Genomic DNA, 16,071 nt, shown 5'->3' with positions numbered 1-16,071 from the left:
TTTTTTTTTCATTTTCCGCGCCCCGAGGGGCCAACTGGACAGGGACGACATGAAACGCATCGCACTGCTTCTCGCCGCCACCACGTGCCTCGCGGGCCCCGCGCTCGCCTTCGACGTCGAAAAGGACGAACTCACCCTCGGCTTCATCAAGCTGACCGACATGGCGCCACTGGCCATCGCCAAGGAGAAGGGCTTCTTCGAGGACGAGGGGCTTTACGTCACCCTCGAGGCGCAGTCGAACTGGAAGGTGCTGCTCGACCGGGTGATCTCGGGCGAGCTTGACGGCGCGCACATGCTGGCCGGTCAGCCGATCGCCGCCACCATCGGCTATGGCACCAAGGGCAGCATCATCACCCCCTTCTCGATGGACCTGAACGGCAACGGCATCACCGTGTCGAACGAGGTCTGGGAGATGATGAAGCCGAACCTGAAGCTCGACGCCGAGGGCCGGCCACTGCACCCGATCTCGGCCGCCGCGCTGAAGCCGGTGATCGAGAAATTCAAGGCCGAGGGCAAGCCCTTCAACATGGGCATGGTGTTCCCGGTCTCGACCCACAATTACGAGCTGCGCTACTGGCTCGCCGCGGGCGGCATCGACCCGGGCCTCTACAGCCCCGATGACGTCTCGGGCCAGATCGGCGCCGAGGCGCTGCTCTCCGTCACCCCGCCGCCGCAGATGCCCGCGACGCTCGAGGCCGGCACGATCTCGGGCTATTGCGTGGGCGAGCCGTGGAACCAGGCTGCCGTCTTCAAGGGCATCGGCGTGCCGGTCGTGACCGATTACGAGATCTGGAAGAACAATCCCGAGAAGGTCTTCGGCATCACCGAGGCCTTCAACGAGGAGAACCCAGAGACGGTGAAGGCGCTGACCCGCGCGCTGATCCGGGCGGGCGAATGGCTCGATGCCGACAACGGCGCCCATCGCTCCGAGGCGGTCGAGATCCTCAGCCGCCCGGAATATGTCGGCGCCGACAAGGCGGTGATCGCGAACTCGATGACCGGCACGTTTGAGTATGAGAAGGGCGACACCCGCGACGTGCCCGATTTCAACGTTTTCTTCCGCTACAACGCGACCTATCCCTATTACTCGGACGCGGTGTGGTATCTGACGCAGATGCGCCGCTGGGGCCAGATCCCCGAGGCGCATCCGGACGCCTGGTATGACGAGACGGCGAAGGCGGTCTATCGCCCCGACATCTACAAGGCCGCGGCGCAGTCGCTGATCGACGACGGCACGCTGCCGGCCGCGAACTTCGATCTTGATGCGGACGGCTACCGCGAGCCCACCCCGGGCGCGGATGTGATCGACGGCATCGGCTTCGATGCCCATGCGCCGAACGCCTATATCGACAGCCTGCCGATCGGCCTGAAGGACGACCAGACGGTCGTCGGCGGCCAGGTCGTCACCAACTGAGCGGGCGGGGGCCCCGCCCCCGTCTCTTCCCCGCCATGACAGCCAGGAAACCCCACATGACCGCGATCGACCCCACCGCGCCCACCGCCGCCCGCGACGCTGCCCGCGACGCCCGGCGCGCCCGCCGCTTCGCCCGGATCAGCAAGCTCGACAGCTGGTTCAAGGTTCTCGGCCTGCCCTGGCTGACGCCGATCCTGCGCCTTGCCGCGGGCGACACCCCGCGCGCCCAGCTGCGCGAGATCTGGCGGCTGCTTGGCGTGCCGCTGGTGGCGATCGTGCTCTTCCTCGGCATCTGGGCGGCGCTGGCGCCGAAGGTGCAGACCTCGCTTGGCGCGATCCCGGGACCGGCGCAGGTCTGGGACCAGGTCAGGGTGCTGAACGCCGATGCCGCGGCCGAACGCGCGAAGGCCGCCGAGTTCTACGCCCGGCAGGACGAGCGCAACGCCCAGCTGGTGGCAGACGGCAAGGCCGACAAGGTCAAGACCCGCGCCTATACCGGCAAGCCGACCTATTACCAGCAGATCTGGACCTCGATCCAGACGGTGTTCTTCGGCTTCCTGATCGGCACCGCGGTGGCCGTGCCGCTGGGTATCGTCTCGGGCCTGTCGCCCACCGCCAATGCCGCGATCAACCCGCTGGTGCAGGTGTTCAAGCCGGTCTCGCCGCTCGCCTGGCTGCCGATCGTGACGATGATCGTCTCGGCCGTCTATGTCGGCGGCGAGGGCGCGATGCCGAAAAGCTTCATCATCTCGGCCGTCACCGTGACGCTGTGCTCGCTCTGGCCGACGCTGATCAACACCGCGCTTGGCGTCGCCTCGATCGACAAGGACCTGGTGAACGTGTCGAAGGTGCTCAAGCTCGGCCCCTGGACGAAGATCACCCGCCTCGTGCTGCCCTCGGCGCTGCCGCTGATCTTCACCGGGCTGCGGCTGAGCCTCGGCGTGGGCTGGATGGTGCTGATCGCGGCCGAAATGCTGGCGCAGAACCCGGGCCTTGGCAAATTCGTCTGGGACGAGTTCCAGAACGGGTCTTCGCAGTCGCTCGCCCGGATCATGGTCGCCGTCTTCACCATCGGCATCATCGGTTTCCTGCTCGACCGGGTGATGTTCGCGCTGCAGTCGCTCTTCACCTTCTCGAACAACCGGTGAGCGCCATGGCCATTCTCGAGCTGAAAAACGTTTCCAAATCCTACGGCGAGGGCGATGCCGCCACTCATGTTCTGCGAAATATCTCGCTTGCCGTGGAGGACGGGGAATTCCTGGTTGTCCTGGGGTTCTCCGGCACCGGCAAGACCACGCTGATCAACCTGATCGCCGGGCTCGAACAGCCCGACCGGGGTGATGTGCTGTTCAAGGGGCACCCGGTTACCGGCCCCGGCCCCGAGCGTGGTCTTGTCTTCCAATCCTATGCGCTGATGCCGTGGCTGACGGTCGAGGGCAATATCGCCCTTGCCGTCGAGGCGGTGCACCGCAAGGCCTCGAAGGCCGAGCGCGCGCGGATCGTCGCCGATGCGATCCGCATGGTGGGCCTGGCCCATGCCACCGACCGCCGCCCGGCGGAACTGTCGGGCGGCATGCGCCAGCGCGTCGCCGTGGCGCGGGCGCTGGCGATGAAGCCCGAGGTGCTGCTGATGGACGAGCCGCTCTCGGCGCTCGATGCGCTCACCCGCGCCAATGTCGCGACCGAGATCGAGCAGATCTGGGAGGCCGACCGCCGCACCGCGATCCTGATCACCAACGACGTCGACGAGGCGCTGGTCCTGGCCGACCGCATCGTCTGCCTCAACCCCGACGGCACGCTGGGCGACGTCTTCAAGGTCGACCTCGCCCGCCCGCGCGACCGCGCCGCGATGAACGAGGATGCGCGCTTCATGCAGCTGCGCGCCGCCGTCACCAGCTATCTGATGGACGTGGGCATCTCGGCCAAGACCGAGGAGACCCGCCGCCTGCCAAACGTCACGCCGCGCCACGCCCTGCTGCCGCGCGCCTATGAGACTGCGGCGGCCGGCACGAGTCTTGCCGAGGACCGCTATCTGCAGTTCTCGCAGCTGCACAAGATCTATGCCACGCCGAAGGGCCCGCTGACCGTGGTCGAGGATTTCAACCTCACCGTGAAGAAGGGCGAGTTCATCTCGCTGATCGGTCACTCGGGCTGCGGCAAGTCGACGGTGCTGACGATGACCGCCGGGCTCAACGGCATCTCGAAGGGCGCGATCAAGCTGGACGGTATCCACGTCGAGGGCGCCGACCCGGAGCGCGCCGTGGTGTTCCAGTCGCCCAACCTCTTCCCCTGGCTCACCGCCAAGGAGAACGTCGCGATCGGCGTCGACAAGGTCTATCCCAAGGCCAGCCAGGCCGAGCGGCAGGAGGTGGTCGAATATTACCTCGAACGCGTCGGGCTGGCCGACAGCATGGACAAGCCTGCGTCAAGCATGTCGAACGGCATGCGGCAGCGGGTGGGCATCGCCCGCGCCTTCGCGCTCAGCCCGAAACTGCTGCTGCTGGACGAGCCCTTCGGCATGCTCGACAGCCTCACCCGCTGGGAGCTGCAGGAAGTGCTGATGGAGGTCTGGTCGCGCACCAACGTCACCGCGATCTGCGTCACCCATGACGTCGACGAGGCGATCCTGCTCGCCGACCGGGTGGTGATGATGACGAACGGGCCGCGCGCCACGATCGGCAAGATCACCGAGGTCAAACTGCCCCGCCCGCGCACGCGCAAGGCGCTGCTCGACCACCCCGATTACTATGGCTACCGCCAGGACGTGCTCGATTTCCTCGAGGAATACGAGCATGGCGCGACCAAGAAGGATGCCGCGTGATGACCGGGCGGCTGGTGGTGATCGGCGCCGGCATGGCCTCGGGGCGGATGCTCGAGCACCTCTTCGACGAGGCCCCGGGCCGCTGGGAGGTGACCCTCTTCAACGCCGAACCGCGCGGCACTTACAACCGCATCCTGCTGAGCCCGGTGCTGTCGGGCGAGAAGCGCTTTGACGAGATCGTCACCCATGATGCCGACTGGTATGCCCGCGCCGGCGTCACCTGCCGCTTCGGCGAGCGGGTGACGGCGATCGACACCGCGGCCCGCGTGGTCACCGGCGAGAAGGGCGCGGTGCCCTATGACCGGCTGGTGATCGCCACCGGCTCGACCCCGTTCATCGTGCCGCTGCCCGGCCGCGACCTGAAGGGGGTGATCGCCTATCGCGATTTCGAGGATACCTCGGCGATGATCGCGGCGGCCGAGACCGGCGGGCGCGCGGTGGTGATCGGCGGCGGCCTGCTTGGCCTCGAGGCTGCGGCGGGGCTTGCCACCCGCGGCATGGCGGTCACCGTCATCCATATCGCGCCGCATCTGATGGAGCGGCAGCTCGACCCCGAGGCGGGACGGCTGCTGCAGGCCGATCTCGAGGCGCGCGGCATCCGCGTGCTGTGCGCCGCGCAGTCCGAGGAGATCCTCGGCGAGGGGGGCGCGGTGCGGGCGTTGCGGCTGACCGACGGCACGGAGATCGCCTGCGACATCCTGGTGATGGCGGTCGGCATCCGCCCGAACATCGCGCTGGCGCAAGCGGCGGGTCTGGCGTGCAACCGCGGCATCGTGGTGAACGACCGGATGGAGACCTCGGCCCCCGGCGTGCTGGCGCTTGGCGAATGCGTCGAACATGACGGCGCGCTCTTCGGCCTTGTCGCGCCGCTTTACGATCAGGCGCAGGTTGCCGCCGCGACGCTGTGCGGCCGCGCGGCCTGCTTCGTGCCGCGCGAGGTCTCGACCAAGCTCAAGGTGACGGGCTGCGACCTGTTCTCGGCGGGCGATTTCGCCGCCGGCCCCGGGCGCGAGGAGATCATCCTGCGCGACCCCGCCCGCGCCGTCTACAAGCGGCTGATCCTCGAAGGCGACCGGCTGATCGGCGCCGTGATGTATGGCGACACCGCCGAGGGCAGCTGGTTCTTCAACCTGATCCGTGCGGGCGGCGACATTTCCGCCTTCCGCGACACCGTGATCTTCGGCCCGGCCTTCCAGGACGCGGCCCCAGCCCTGCGGAGTGCCGCCTGATGACCTCGCCCGCGCCCCGTCGCTCCCGCCTCGCCCCGTCCGAGGCGATCCGCACCACCTGCCCCTATTGCGGCGTCGGCTGCGGCGTGCTGCTGGGCCGCGACGGCGCGGGCCGGATCGCGGTGAAGGGTGACCCCGACCACCCGGCGAATTTCGGCCGGCTGTGCTCGAAGGGCACGGCGCTTGCCGAGACGCTCGGCCTCGACGACCGGCTGCGCGCGCCGAGGGTGCTTGGGCACGAGACCGGCTGGGACACGGCGCTTGATCTGGTGGCGGCCCGCTTTTCCGAGGTGATCCGCGAACATGGCCCCGATGCGGTCGCCTTCTACGTCTCGGGACAACTCCTGACCGAGGATTACTATGTCGCCAACAAGCTGATGAAGGGCTTCATCGGCTCGGCCAACATCGACACGAATTCGCGGCTGTGCATGGCATCGTCGGTCGCGGGCCACCGCCGCGCCTTCGGCACCGATACCGTGCCCGGGCTTTATGCCGACCTTGAAGAGGCGGATCTGGTGGTGCTGACCGGCTCGAACCTCGCCTGGTGCCATCCGGTGCTCTATCAGCGCCTCGTGGCCGCCAAGGCGGCGCGACCCGCGATGCGGGTCGTGGTGATCGACCCCCGCCGCACCGCAAGCTGCGACATCGCCGACCTGCATCTGGCCGTGGCGCCGGGTGGTGATGCGGCGATCTTCAACGCCCTGCTGGCCGAGATCGACCGGCGCGGCGCGACCGACACCGCCTTCCTGCGCCACGTCACCGGCTTTGCCGAGGCGCTTGCCGCCGCGCGGGCCTCGGACCCGGCCGAGAGCGGGCTGAGCCCGGCCGAGCTGGAGGCCTTCTGCGATCTGTGGATCGGCACGCCGAAGGTCGTCACCGTCTACAGCCAGGGCATCAACCAGTCGTCCTCGGGCACCGACAAGGTGAACGCGATCCTCAACTGCCACCTGGCCACCGGGCGGATCGGCCGCCCCGGCATGGGCCCGTTCTCGGTCACCGGGCAGCCCAACGCCATGGGCGGGCGCGAGGTCGGCGGGCTTGCCAACATGCTGGCCTGCCACCTCGACCTCGAGGCCCCCGCGCATCGCACCGCCGTTCAGGCCTTCTGGGACGCGCCGGCGATGCCCGAGCGCGCCGGGCTGAAGGCGGTCGAGATGTTTCGCGCCCTGGGCGAGGGGCGGATCAAGGCGATCTGGATCATCCACACCAACCCCGTCGTCTCGATGCCCGAGGCGGATGCGGTGCGCGCCGCGCTCGAGGGCGCAGACTTCGTCGTCGTCTCCGACATCACCGAGTGCACCGACACCGCCCGGCTCGCCCATGTGCTGCTGCCCGCCGCCGCCTGGGCCGAGAAGGAGGGCACCGTCACCAATTCCGAGCGCTGCATCAGCCGCCAGCGCGCCGCCCTGCCCGCCCCCGGCAGCGCCCGGCCGGATTGGGAGATCCTTGCCGAGGTCGGACGCCGCATGGGCTGGCCCGCGGCCTTCGGCTGGTCCTCGGTGGCCGAGGTCTTTGCCGAATACGCAGCGTTGTCGGGCGTGGCCGGGGCGCTTGGATCCGATTTCGACATCTCCGACCTCGCCGGGATTGATGCCGCCGAGTATGACGCGCTCGCCCCCTTCGTCTGGCCGCGCAATGCGCGCAAAAACGGCGGGCGCTTCTTCGGCGATGGCCGCTTTCACACCCCCGACGGCAAGGGGCGGATGCTGCCCGTCACGCCGCGCGGGCCCGAAAGCCGGCCAGGCGCCGCCTTCCCGTTCCGGCTGAACACCGGCCGCACCCGCGACCAGTGGCACACGATGACCCGCACCGCCAAGGCGCCGCGGCTGAACCAGCATCTGGGCGAGCCCTATTGCGAGATCCACCCCGAGGACGCCGCCCGGCTTGGCCTTGGCGCGGGCGATCTGGTGCGGCTGCACAACCCGCTCGGTGCGGTGATCGCGCGCGCCGCGATCTCGGACGCGGTGCGCCCGGGCGAGGTCTTCGTGCCGATGCACTGGACCGCGGAAACCGCCTCGGCCGCGCGCATCGACACGCTGGTGCGGGCGGTGACCGACCCCATCTCGGGCCAGCCCGAAAGCAAGGGCTCGGTCGTCGCGATCGAGCGCTTCGCGGCAGGCTGGCACGGGTTCGCGGTGAGCGGCGAGATCCGGCCCGAGCCCGAGGCGCCCTATTGGACGCGGCTGCGCTCGGCCAGTGGCTGGCAGATGGAGCTGGCCGGCAGCGACCCCGCCCCGGACTGGGAGGCGCTGGCGCGGCGGATGTTCGGCCTGCCCGGCGCCACCGCCGCCACCGTCACCGACGCGGCGCGCGGCACGGTCCGCATCGCGCTGCATGAAGACGGCGTGCTGCGCGCGGCGCTGTTCATCTCGCCCCGCCCGATCGCGGTGGCGCGCAGCCATGTCGTGGCGGCCGTGGGCGGGCCCGACGCGGTGCGGGTTCTGGCCGGCCGCCCCGGCGCCGACGCGCCCGACCCGGGGCCCACCGTCTGCGCCTGCCTGAACGTCGGGCTGAACCAGATCTGCGCCGCGATCACCTCGGGTCAGGCGAGCAGCGTCGAGGCGATCGGCGCGGCGCTTGGCGCGGGCACGTCGTGCGGCTCGTGCCGGCCCGAACTTGCGGCGCTGCTCGCGCGGTTCGGCACCAAGGGGGCGGCGGCCTGAGCGCTAGAGATAGCTGCGCACCAGCGCCCCCGAGACCAGAACCCAGCCGTTCGCCACCACGAAGAAGGCAAGCTTGAAGGGCAGCGCCACGGCGGCGGGCGGCACCATCATCATGCCCATCGACATCAGGATCGCCGAGACGACGAGGTCGATGACGAGGAAGGGCAGATAGACGAGAAAGCCGATCTCGAAGGCCCGGGTGATCTCGGACAGCATGAAGGCCGGCACCAGGGTGGAGAGCGGCGCCGCCTTCAGTTCGCCCGCGAAGGGGGTGCCGTCGCGCATCCCCGACAGCTGGGCGAAAGTGTCGGGGTTGACCCGCCCCGCCATGAAGCCGCGAAACGGCGCCACGCCGCGCTCGAACGCGGTGGCAAGGTCGATCGTGCCGTCGAGGAGCGGGCTGATGCCGGCGTTCCAGCTTTCGGTGAAGGTCGGTTCCATGATGAACCAGCTCAGGAACAGCGCGAGGCTGACGATCAGCATGTTCGGCGGCGACTGCTGCAGCCCCATCGCCTGACGCAGGATCGACAGCACGGTGACCACGAAGGGAAAGCAGGTCACCATGATCGCCAGCCCCGGCGCGATGCTGAGCAGGGTGATCCCCGCGATCATCAGCATCGAGCGGCCGGCAAGGCCGTCGCTGCCGCCAAGATCGAGCGAGATCTGCTGCGCCCCGGCAGGCAGCGCGACAAGGCAGATCAGCGCGGCCAGAACCGCGGCGCGGCGCATCGGTCAAAGACCGTTCTGCAGGTCGACCACCTCGGTCAGGCGCACGGCAAGCTGGCCGGCCTGATCGCCCTCGAGCTCGGTCAGCTCGCCGCGCGCGATCAGCTTGTCGCCGACATAGAGCTCGACCGGGTCCTCGACCTTGCGGTCGAGCGGCAGGATCGCGTCACGCTTCATCCGCAGCAGATCGCGCACCAGCGGGCGCGCCTTGCCGACCGAGATCGTGATCTCGATCGGGATCTGCGAGAACGGGCTCGCGGCAGGGTCTTGGCGGATCTCATCCATGGTCGGTCTCCTGCAAGGTTGCATCGAAATAGCTGCGGATCGCCGCGGTGATCGCGGCGGTCACGCCGTCGAGGTCGATGCGCGTCTCGGCCTCGGGGAATTTGACGAAGGCCTGGCCATCTCCCAGGCTCGGCTCCTCGGTGAAGGTCAGCGGCAGCGCCACCTCCTGCGGCATCAGCGCGCGCAGCTGCGCAAGGCTTGCGGCGTTCGCGACCACCGTCACCGGCCGGTCGAGCAGCGTGCCGGCAAGCGGCAGAAGCTCGTCCGCGACGATCTGCGGCAGCGCCTCCCTCGCGGCGGCGGGCAGCACCTTCGCCGTCATCTCCAGCAACAGCGGCTGCAACGCGGCCAGGAGGTTGCGCCGCGCCTCGTGGAAGGTGAAGGACATCTCCTGCAGCTGCCGGCCGAGCTGCGTGCGCAGCTTGGCGACCTCGGCATCCTGCGCGGCGATGGCATCGTCCCAGCCGGCGGAATAGCCCTTCTCGAAGGCTGCAAGACGCGCCTCCTCGAACTCGGCCGGCGCGATCTCGATCTGTTGCGGCTCGAGCGCCTCGGTCTCGAAGGTTTCCAGATGGACGGGCTTCTTCATCAGCCGCGCTCCTCCGGTCGCTCCATCCAGCCGCGCAGGATCTCGACCGATTCGGCCTGGCGCTGGCCGATCAGCCGCTTCAGCCGGGCGACCGGGTCATCCTCGATCTCGGCCTGCGCATCGAGGGCGGAGGCCATGGCGAAGGGCACCGGCAGGTCGGCCATCGGGAAATCGGACACCACCGACATCTCGGTCGCCGGCATCTCGTCGCCCGCGATCTCGCCGGTCAGGGCCTGCGGCCCGCCCGGTATCGCGGGCACCGGCAGCCCGGCCAGCTGCGGCTGCGCAGGCGTGCGCGGGGCAAGCGCCGGGCGCATCACGAACAGCGCAAGCACCACCGCCACCACGACCAGCGCAGCGATCTGGATCAGCTGCATCACGTCGAGCGACGTGCCCCCGAGCATCCCCGCCGTCGCCACCGCGCCGCTTTCGGCGATCGGCTGGAAGGCCATCGAGCGGATGGTGATGACGTCGCCGCGCCCCTCGTCAAAACCCACGGCCGAGGCGACGAGGTCGCGCAGCGCGGCAATCTCGTCCTCCGAGCGCGGCACCACCGAGACCTGCCCGTTCGCGTCCTTGCCCTCGGTGCCGTCGACCAGCACCGCCACGGTGATCCGCTTGACGTCGCCGGGATTGCGCACCACCTCGCGTGTGGTTTCCGACAGGTCATAATTCGTCCGTTCGCGCGTCTCGTTGCCCTGCCGCTGCGAGCTGCCGCCATTCGCCCCCTGCCCGTCGGGCAGGTTCGAGGCGACCGAGACGCCGCCGGTCTTGCTCTCGTCGGCCTTGTTCGAGCTTTCGGAGGTGTCGGTCGAGATCATCGTGCGGCTGGTCGGGTCGATGCGCCGCTCGGTGATCGCCTCGCGCTCGGTCACCGTCTCGACCGCGACCTCGACCACCGCATTGCCATAGCCCACCCGCGCCTCGAGCAGCCGCTCGATGTTGCGGCGCAGCGTCTCGGCCCGGTCGGTGCCCGAGGCGGCGGGGCTCTCGTCTCCCGCCGCGACCAGCCCGCTTGCCGTGTCGATCACCGAGACGTCGTCGGGCGTCATTCCGGCCACGGCCGAGGACACAAGATATTTCAGCGCCTTGGCCTGCGGCGGCGACAGCCCGCCGGCGTTCGTGGTGACCGTCACCGAGGCCGTGGGGCGATGCTGCGCGCGAAAGGACACGCCCGAAGGCGGCGCGATATGCACCCGCGCCGCGCGGATCGCCGGATTGGCAAGGATAGTGCGCGCCAGCTCGCCTTCCTTCGCGCGCCAATAGGCGGCGTCGAACATCTGCGAGGTGGTGCCGAAGCCCGAGAGCGAATCGAGCAGCTCATAGCCCGCGCCGCCGGTCGCGGGCAGCCCCTCGGCCGCAAGCGTCATCCGCAGCTCGTCGCGCTTCGGCGCCTCGACATAGATCGAATCGCCGCGCACCTCGTATTTCGCCGCGCGCTGGTCCAGCGCCGAGATCACCTCGCCCGCCTTCGCGCCATCGAGCCCGGCATAAAGCAACGCCATGTCGGGCCGCGCGGCAAGGCTGGACAGGGCCAGGACCGCCGCAAAAACGAGGGCCGTTGCCCCTACCACGATGATCCGGCGACGCGTGTCGAGGGCACTCCATACCGTCGTCAACTGTTGCAACACCAAGCCTCCACGCGAGCGGACGTCTGCCCCGTCGTCCAGGCATCTTTCCCCGATCGCCCTTAACAATCGGTTAGTCGACTCGGAGCTATAGCTGGGTCGACGAAGAAATCGGTGATGCCATGGCGCAGACACAGACACAGACAGAGCCGGAAGCGGCTCCCTCCAAGAGCCTGAAACTGCCGCTGATTCTCGGCCTTGCGCTGATGATCGCCGGCGGCGGGGCCAGCTTTGCCGCGCTCTATCTCGGGCTGATCCCGCTCGGCCACGCGCCGGCGCCGAGCGCAGCCACGGGGCCCGATGCGCTGCCCGACATCGCCTATGTGGCGCTTGATCCGATGGTGATCTCGCTCTCGGATCCGGCGGCGCGGCACTTGCGCTTTTCGGCGCAGATCGAGGTGCCGGCGGCCTACCAGAAGGACGTGGAGCTCCTGAAGCCGCGGGTGGTCGACGTGCTCAACGGCTATCTGCGGGCGGTCGACCTGCGCGACCTCGAAGACCCCGCCGCGCTGATCCGGCTGCGCGCGCAGATGCTGCGCCGGGTGCAGATCGTGTGCGGCGAGGACCGCGTGCGCGACCTGCTGATCATGGAATTCGTTCTGAACTGAGGAGAGCCCGATGCAATTGATTGCCGATCTTCTGGCCGGGCTCGGCGCGCTTGGGGCGGCGGTCTATTGCCTTGTGCTGTCGCGCCGGCTGAAGCGCTTCAATCAGCTCGAGAACGGCATGGGCGGGGCGATTGCCGTGCTGTCTGCCCAGGTTGACGACATGACGAAGGCGCTGAACCGGGCGCAATCCACCGCCGCGCTCTCGGCCGAACAGTTGACCGCCCTGACCGACCGCGCCGAGCAGGGGGCCGAACGGCTCGAACTGATGCTGGCCGCGCTGCATGACCTGCCCGAGGCGGAAACCGACCCGCGCCGCCACCGCGTGCTGCGCCGCCGGCCGCGCAGCCCGGACATGGAGGCGGCGGAATGAAACCGCCCGCCCCGCGCACACTGCGCCCGCGCTGGCGCCCGGGCCGCTCGCTGCTGCCACTGATCGCGGCGGCCTTCGCGCTGGCGGCGGTGCTGCGGATCGGCGACGGCATCGGGCTCGCCCTGGCGCTCGACACCCGAAGCGGGGCCTCGCCCACGATCTGCCCCGACCCCGCCGCGAATGCCGCGCTGTTGCGTGCACTCGAGGACCGCGAGCAGAAGCTTGCCCTGCGCGAGGGCATCATCGCCGACCGCGCGCAGGCGCTGCGACTGGCCGAAGCGCGCATCGACGAGCGTCTGGCCACCCTGATCGCGGCCGAGGACGCGTTGTCGAAGACCGTGGCGGTGGCCGATTCCGGCGCGGATGCGGATGTTTCGCGCCTGGTCACCGTCTACGAGAACATGAAACCCAAGGAGGCGGCGCCGCTGTTCGAGGCGATGGCGCCCGAATTCGCGGCAGGCTTCCTGGCCCGGATGCGCCCCGAACAGGCCGCCGCGGTCCTCGCCAATCTGACGCCCGAGGTCGGCTATTCGATCAGCGTCATCATGGCCGGCAGAAACGCCGGTGCCCCCGGCCGATGAAGCGCGGCCAGGATCAATCCTCCCGTGCGAAACGCCGGGCGAGCTGTGGAGAGAGATGAATGATCGGCATTGTCGGGATGATCGTCATCTTCGTGATGGTGTTTGGCGGCTTTGTCGCCGCGGGCGGCAAGATCGGCATCATCCTGAAGGCGCTGCCCTTCGAGCTGATCATGATCGGCGGGGCGGCGGCGGGTTCGTTCCTGCTGTCGAACGATCTGGCCGCGGTCAAGCGGACGCTGCGCGACATGGGCAAGGTGTTCAAGGGGCCGATCTGGCAGCCTGCCGATTACCGTGATCTGCTGTGCCTGCTGTTCGAGTTGATCCGGCTGGTGCGGCAGAATCCGGTAGCGATCGAGGAACATATCGAGGCGCCGGAAAGCTCCTCGATTTTCCAGAAATATCCGAAAATCCTGAAGGATCACGAGGCGATCGAGATGATCTGCGACACGATGCGTGCCGCCTCGATGAATTACGACGACCCGCATCAGGTCGAGGAGATCCTCGACAAGCAGCTCGAGGCCAATTTCGAGCACGCAATGCACTCGAGCCACGCGATCCAGACGGTGGCCGACGCGATGCCCGCGCTCGGCATCGTCGCTGCGGTTCTGGGCGTGATCAAGACCATGGCGGCAATCGACCAGCCGCCCGAGATTCTCGGCCACATGATCGGCGGCGCATTGGTCGGAACCTTCCTCGGTGTCTTCCTCGCCTATGGCTTCGTCGGCCCCTTCGCCAGCCGCATCGGCGCGGTGATCGAGGAGGACAGCCATTTCTACAAGCTGATCCGGGAGGTTCTGGTCGCCAATCTCTACAACCACGCGACCAATATCTGCATCGAGGTCGGCCGGCAGAACACCCCCCATCACATCCGCCCGAGCTTTTCCGAACTGGAAGAGGCGCTGCGGACGGTGAAGGCGGAGGCGGCATGAGGATCGGGCAGATCCTTGCCGCCGGCGCGCTGATCTGCGCGGCGGGAACGGCGCAGGCGCAGCAGGTCGCCGTGCGATCGGGCGAGCATGACGGCTTCTCGCGCCTCGTCTTCATGCTCCCCCCCGGCACCGACTGGCAGTTGAGCGAGGGTGTGGGTGCGCTCACCCTGCGCACCCCGGGCGAAAGCTTCGGCTATGACACCGCGGAGGTCTTCCGGCTGATCCCGCGCACCCGGATCACCGGGGTTGCGCCGCAGGCCGAGGGGCTGCGCATCGCCACCGCGCCCGGCACGGTGCACGAGGCGTTCCAGCTTGCCTCGGGGGCCGTGGTGCTCGACATCCTCGATGCGCCCGCGCTGCCGATGCCCGCCAGTGGCCCCCGTGCCGCGACCAGCACGCCGCTGCGTCTTGACCATCTCGAGACCTACTGGCGCAATCGTGCCGTCCCCGCACCCGCCGGGGCAGAGCCAACCGGGGCAGGCGACCTGCGGCCCGGCTTTGCGCCACCTGACCCGCGCGTGCGCGAGGCGGAAACCGAGCTGCTCGCGCAGCTCAGCCGCGCCGCCTCGCAAGGCGTGATCAGCGCCTTCGTCGCCCCGAAGGCGGAGGCGCCCGCGCCGCTGCCGCCGGGCGCCGCCCCGCCCGAGGGCGCCGCCCCGCATCTGGCGATCGAATCGCAGACGGTCTTCGATCGCGACATGCTCGGCAACGGCCCCGCGCCACAGCTGCTGGCAAACGGGCTGCGCTGCCTGCAGGACCGGCTTTTCGCGGTGGAAAGCTGGGTTTCCGACGCCCCCGCGGGCGTGCAGATCGCGACGGCGCGGCAGGGGCTGGTGGGCGAGTTCGACCGCCCCGACACTGCCGCGGTCGAGCGGCTTGCACACACCTATCTCGGCCTTGGCTTCGGCACCGAAGCCCGCGCCACGCTGCGCGGCTTCGGCCTTGGAACGCCGTCCGCCGGCGCGATCGCCTATGTCGCGGCGGTGCTCGACGACCTGCCGGTGCCCGCGTCGCCGATCTCGCGCATGGCCGCCTGCGACGGCAAGGTCGCGCTCTGGGCCCTGCTCGGGCGCGACGATGCGGAGGGCGAGGCGCCGAACCTTGCCGCAGTGCGGCGCAGCTTCTCGGCGCTGCCGCTGCCGATCCGCAAGATCGTCGGGCCCGAGCTGGTGCGCCGGCTGCTTGCGCTTGGCGCCGACAGCGACGCGCGCGAGATCGGCTCGATGCTTGCCCGCGGGGTTGCGCCCGGCGATCCGGCGCTCGGCCTGATCGATGCACGGATCGACATCGCCCGCGGCGAACCGGCGCAGGCCGAGCCGGTTCTGGCCGGGATGATCGACCGCAACAGCGCCGATGCGGCGCAGGCGCTGGTCCTGCTGATCGATACCCGGATCGCGCGCGGCGAGCCGGTCGATGCGGCAAATGTCGAACTGGCGACCTCGCTTGCCCGCGAATTGCGCGGCTCGCCCGAGGGGGCGCGGCTGTTGCGCGCGCAGATCCTGGGCGAGGGCTCGGTCGGACGGTTTTCCGAGGCCTTCGCCGCGCTCGATGCCTGGCCGGCGCAGGACACGCCCACGCTGCGGCAGGAAACCCGGCGCAGCCTCTGGGAGCTGCTCGCCAAGGTGCCGGACGACCCGCTGTTTCTGGGCCAGCTCCTTGCCCGGCAGGATCAGGTGCCGGAGGATCTGCCGAACCTCGTGCGGCTCCGGATGGCGGACCGGCTGACCGCCGCGGGCCTGACCGGCCCGGTGCGCGATCTGCTGGGCGGGCCGCTTGGCCGCACGCCCGACGGGCGGGTGGCGCTCGCCGCCGCCGCCATCGCCGAGCGGGACGGCCCGGCGGCGCTTTCCTATCTCGACACGCTCGACGGCAGCCGCGCCACCGCGCTGAAGGCCCGCGCCCATGCGCTGCTGAACGAACATGCCATCGCGCAGGCGGTCTTTGCCACCGCGGGCGACCTGCCGAATGCCACGGCCGAGGCCTGGCGTGGCGGCGACTGGAGCTTTGTTGCCGCGAACGGCAGCGAGGCCGAAAAGGCGCTGGTGCGGCTTTACGACCTGACGGCCGAGGAGCCGACCGCCCCGCCGCCCTCTCCGGCCGATGGGGTCGCGGGGTTCAAGGACCTGATCGCGCGCAGCCAGGCCGAGCGCGAGGCCCTGACCCGGCTGCTCGCCGATTTCCCCACCCCCTGAGGCGCCCCGAGCGGGGGCGCCCCGTGTGCGAAAGGC

Annotated in this window: 13 protein-coding genes and 1 pseudogene; 10 read left to right on the top strand and 4 right to left on the bottom strand. The window is 69.5% G+C overall.

All coding sequences use genetic code 11. From position 1 onward, the window contains the following. The first annotated feature begins 49 nt into the window (after positions 1 to 49). From DYS74_RS12775 to DYS74_RS12755, 5 genes and pseudogenes are all read left to right on the top strand, one after another. Complete coding sequence (locus DYS74_RS12775) at positions 50 to 1,414, top strand: CmpA/NrtA family ABC transporter substrate-binding protein (RefSeq protein WP_121534080.1); 1,365 nt, start codon at positions 50 to 52, stop codon at positions 1,412 to 1,414. 56 nt (positions 1,415 to 1,470) lie between these two features. Continuing rightward, positions 1,471 to 2,562, top strand: coding sequence for an ABC transporter permease (locus DYS74_RS12770; RefSeq protein WP_121534079.1), 1,092 nt, complete (start codon positions 1,471 to 1,473; stop codon positions 2,560 to 2,562). Positions 2,563 to 2,567: 5 nt separating this feature from the next. After that, positions 2,568 to 4,235 carry an ABC transporter ATP-binding protein gene (locus DYS74_RS12765; RefSeq protein WP_121534078.1) on the top strand — a complete coding sequence of 556 codons (1,668 nt, stop codon included), beginning with the start codon at positions 2,568 to 2,570 and terminating at the stop codon, positions 4,233 to 4,235. Next, a pseudogene (locus tag DYS74_RS12760) lies at positions 4,235 to 5,443 on the top strand (NAD(P)/FAD-dependent oxidoreductase); the annotation flags it as partial. The gene DYS74_RS12765 and the pseudogene DYS74_RS12760, both read left to right, overlap by 1 nt. A gap of 20 nt (positions 5,444 to 5,463) precedes the next feature. Then, a complete protein-coding gene (locus DYS74_RS12755) occupies positions 5,464 to 8,127 on the top strand; it encodes a nitrate reductase (protein ID WP_121534076.1) in 2,664 nt (887 codons plus the stop codon). 3 nt (positions 8,128 to 8,130) lie between these two features. Here DYS74_RS12755 and fliP read toward each other — a convergent pair whose 3' ends face one another. Genes fliP through fliF form a run of 4 tightly spaced genes read right to left on the bottom strand, consistent with a single transcriptional unit; the run spans position 8,131 to position 11,355 of the window. After that, a complete protein-coding gene (gene fliP / locus DYS74_RS12750) occupies positions 8,131 to 8,856 on the bottom strand; it encodes a flagellar type III secretion system pore protein FliP (protein WP_121534075.1) in 726 nt (241 codons plus the stop codon). Between the two features lie 3 nt (positions 8,857 to 8,859). After that, entirely contained in the window at positions 8,860 to 9,138 is a 279-nt protein-coding gene (locus tag DYS74_RS12745) for a FliM/FliN family flagellar motor switch protein (RefSeq protein ID WP_121534074.1), read from the bottom strand. Further along, positions 9,131 to 9,727 carry a flagellar biosynthesis protein gene (locus DYS74_RS12740; RefSeq protein ID WP_121534073.1) on the bottom strand — a complete coding sequence of 199 codons (597 nt, stop codon included), beginning with the start codon at positions 9,725 to 9,727 and terminating at the stop codon, positions 9,131 to 9,133. Before DYS74_RS12740 ends, DYS74_RS12745 begins: the two co-directional genes overlap by 8 nt. Beyond that, the gene (fliF, locus tag DYS74_RS12735; protein WP_121534072.1) at positions 9,727 to 11,355 is read right to left on the bottom strand and encodes a flagellar basal-body MS-ring/collar protein FliF; all 1,629 of its coding nucleotides are present in this window, start codon (positions 11,353 to 11,355) and stop codon (positions 9,727 to 9,729) included. The genes DYS74_RS12740 and fliF overlap by 1 nt, the downstream gene beginning before the upstream one ends. 122 nt (positions 11,356 to 11,477) lie before the next feature. Between fliF and DYS74_RS12730 the strand changes: the two genes are divergently transcribed. From DYS74_RS12730 to DYS74_RS12710, 5 genes are read left to right on the top strand one after another with little or no spacing between them, the layout of a single operon-like run. Then, on the top strand, positions 11,478 to 11,963 hold the full coding sequence (locus DYS74_RS12730; RefSeq protein ID WP_121534071.1) for a flagellar basal body-associated FliL family protein: 486 nt from the start codon (positions 11,478 to 11,480) through the stop codon (positions 11,961 to 11,963). 10 nt (positions 11,964 to 11,973) lie between these two features. After that, complete coding sequence (locus tag DYS74_RS12725) at positions 11,974 to 12,333, top strand: hypothetical protein (protein WP_121534070.1); 360 nt, start codon at positions 11,974 to 11,976, stop codon at positions 12,331 to 12,333. After that, the gene (locus tag DYS74_RS12720) at positions 12,330 to 12,914 is read left to right on the top strand and encodes a MotE family protein (protein WP_121534069.1); all 585 of its coding nucleotides are present in this window, start codon (positions 12,330 to 12,332) and stop codon (positions 12,912 to 12,914) included. The genes DYS74_RS12725 and DYS74_RS12720 overlap by 4 nt, the downstream gene beginning before the upstream one ends. A gap of 59 nt (positions 12,915 to 12,973) precedes the next feature. Further along, on the top strand, positions 12,974 to 13,843 hold the full coding sequence (gene motA / locus DYS74_RS12715) for a flagellar motor stator protein MotA (protein ID WP_121534068.1): 870 nt from the start codon (positions 12,974 to 12,976) through the stop codon (positions 13,841 to 13,843). After that, entirely contained in the window at positions 13,840 to 16,035 is a 2,196-nt protein-coding gene (locus DYS74_RS12710) for a hypothetical protein (protein ID WP_121534067.1), read from the top strand. Before motA ends, DYS74_RS12710 begins: the two co-directional genes overlap by 4 nt. Positions 16,036 to 16,071: the final 36 nt, after the last annotated feature.

The organism is Paenirhodobacter hankyongi, assembly GCF_003664585.1.
Lineage (GTDB): Bacteria > Pseudomonadota > Alphaproteobacteria > Rhodobacterales > Rhodobacteraceae > Rhodobacter > Rhodobacter hankyongi.
This window is presented reverse-complemented; position numbering and strand designations above follow the sequence as displayed.

Bases quoted from the DNA above. Each gene is read 5' to 3' on its own strand.
- DYS74_RS12770 (WP_121534079.1), top strand. From the start codon at position 1,471: ATGACCGCGATCGACCCCACCGCGCCCACCGCCGCCCGCGACGCTGCC.
- DYS74_RS12775 (WP_121534080.1), top strand. From the start codon at position 50: ATGAAACGCATCGCACTGCTTCTCGCCGCCACCACGTGCCTCGCGGGC.
- DYS74_RS12730 (WP_121534071.1), top strand. From the start codon at position 11,478: ATGGCGCAGACACAGACACAGACAGAGCCGGAAGCGGCTCCCTCCAAG.
- DYS74_RS12755 (WP_121534076.1), top strand. From the start codon at position 5,464: ATGACCTCGCCCGCGCCCCGTCGCTCCCGCCTCGCCCCGTCCGAGGCG.
- DYS74_RS12720 (WP_121534069.1), top strand. From the start codon at position 12,330: ATGAAACCGCCCGCCCCGCGCACACTGCGCCCGCGCTGGCGCCCGGGC.
- motA (WP_121534068.1), top strand. From the start codon at position 12,974: ATGATCGGCATTGTCGGGATGATCGTCATCTTCGTGATGGTGTTTGGC.
- DYS74_RS12765 (WP_121534078.1), top strand. From the start codon at position 2,568: ATGGCCATTCTCGAGCTGAAAAACGTTTCCAAATCCTACGGCGAGGGC.
- DYS74_RS12740 (WP_121534073.1), bottom strand. From the start codon at position 9,727: ATGAAGAAGCCCGTCCATCTGGAAACCTTCGAGACCGAGGCGCTCGAG.
- DYS74_RS12745 (WP_121534074.1), bottom strand. From the start codon at position 9,138: ATGGATGAGATCCGCCAAGACCCTGCCGCGAGCCCGTTCTCGCAGATC.
- DYS74_RS12710 (WP_121534067.1), top strand. From the start codon at position 13,840: ATGAGGATCGGGCAGATCCTTGCCGCCGGCGCGCTGATCTGCGCGGCG.
- DYS74_RS12725 (WP_121534070.1), top strand. From the start codon at position 11,974: ATGCAATTGATTGCCGATCTTCTGGCCGGGCTCGGCGCGCTTGGGGCG.
- fliP (WP_121534075.1), bottom strand. From the start codon at position 8,856: ATGCGCCGCGCCGCGGTTCTGGCCGCGCTGATCTGCCTTGTCGCGCTG.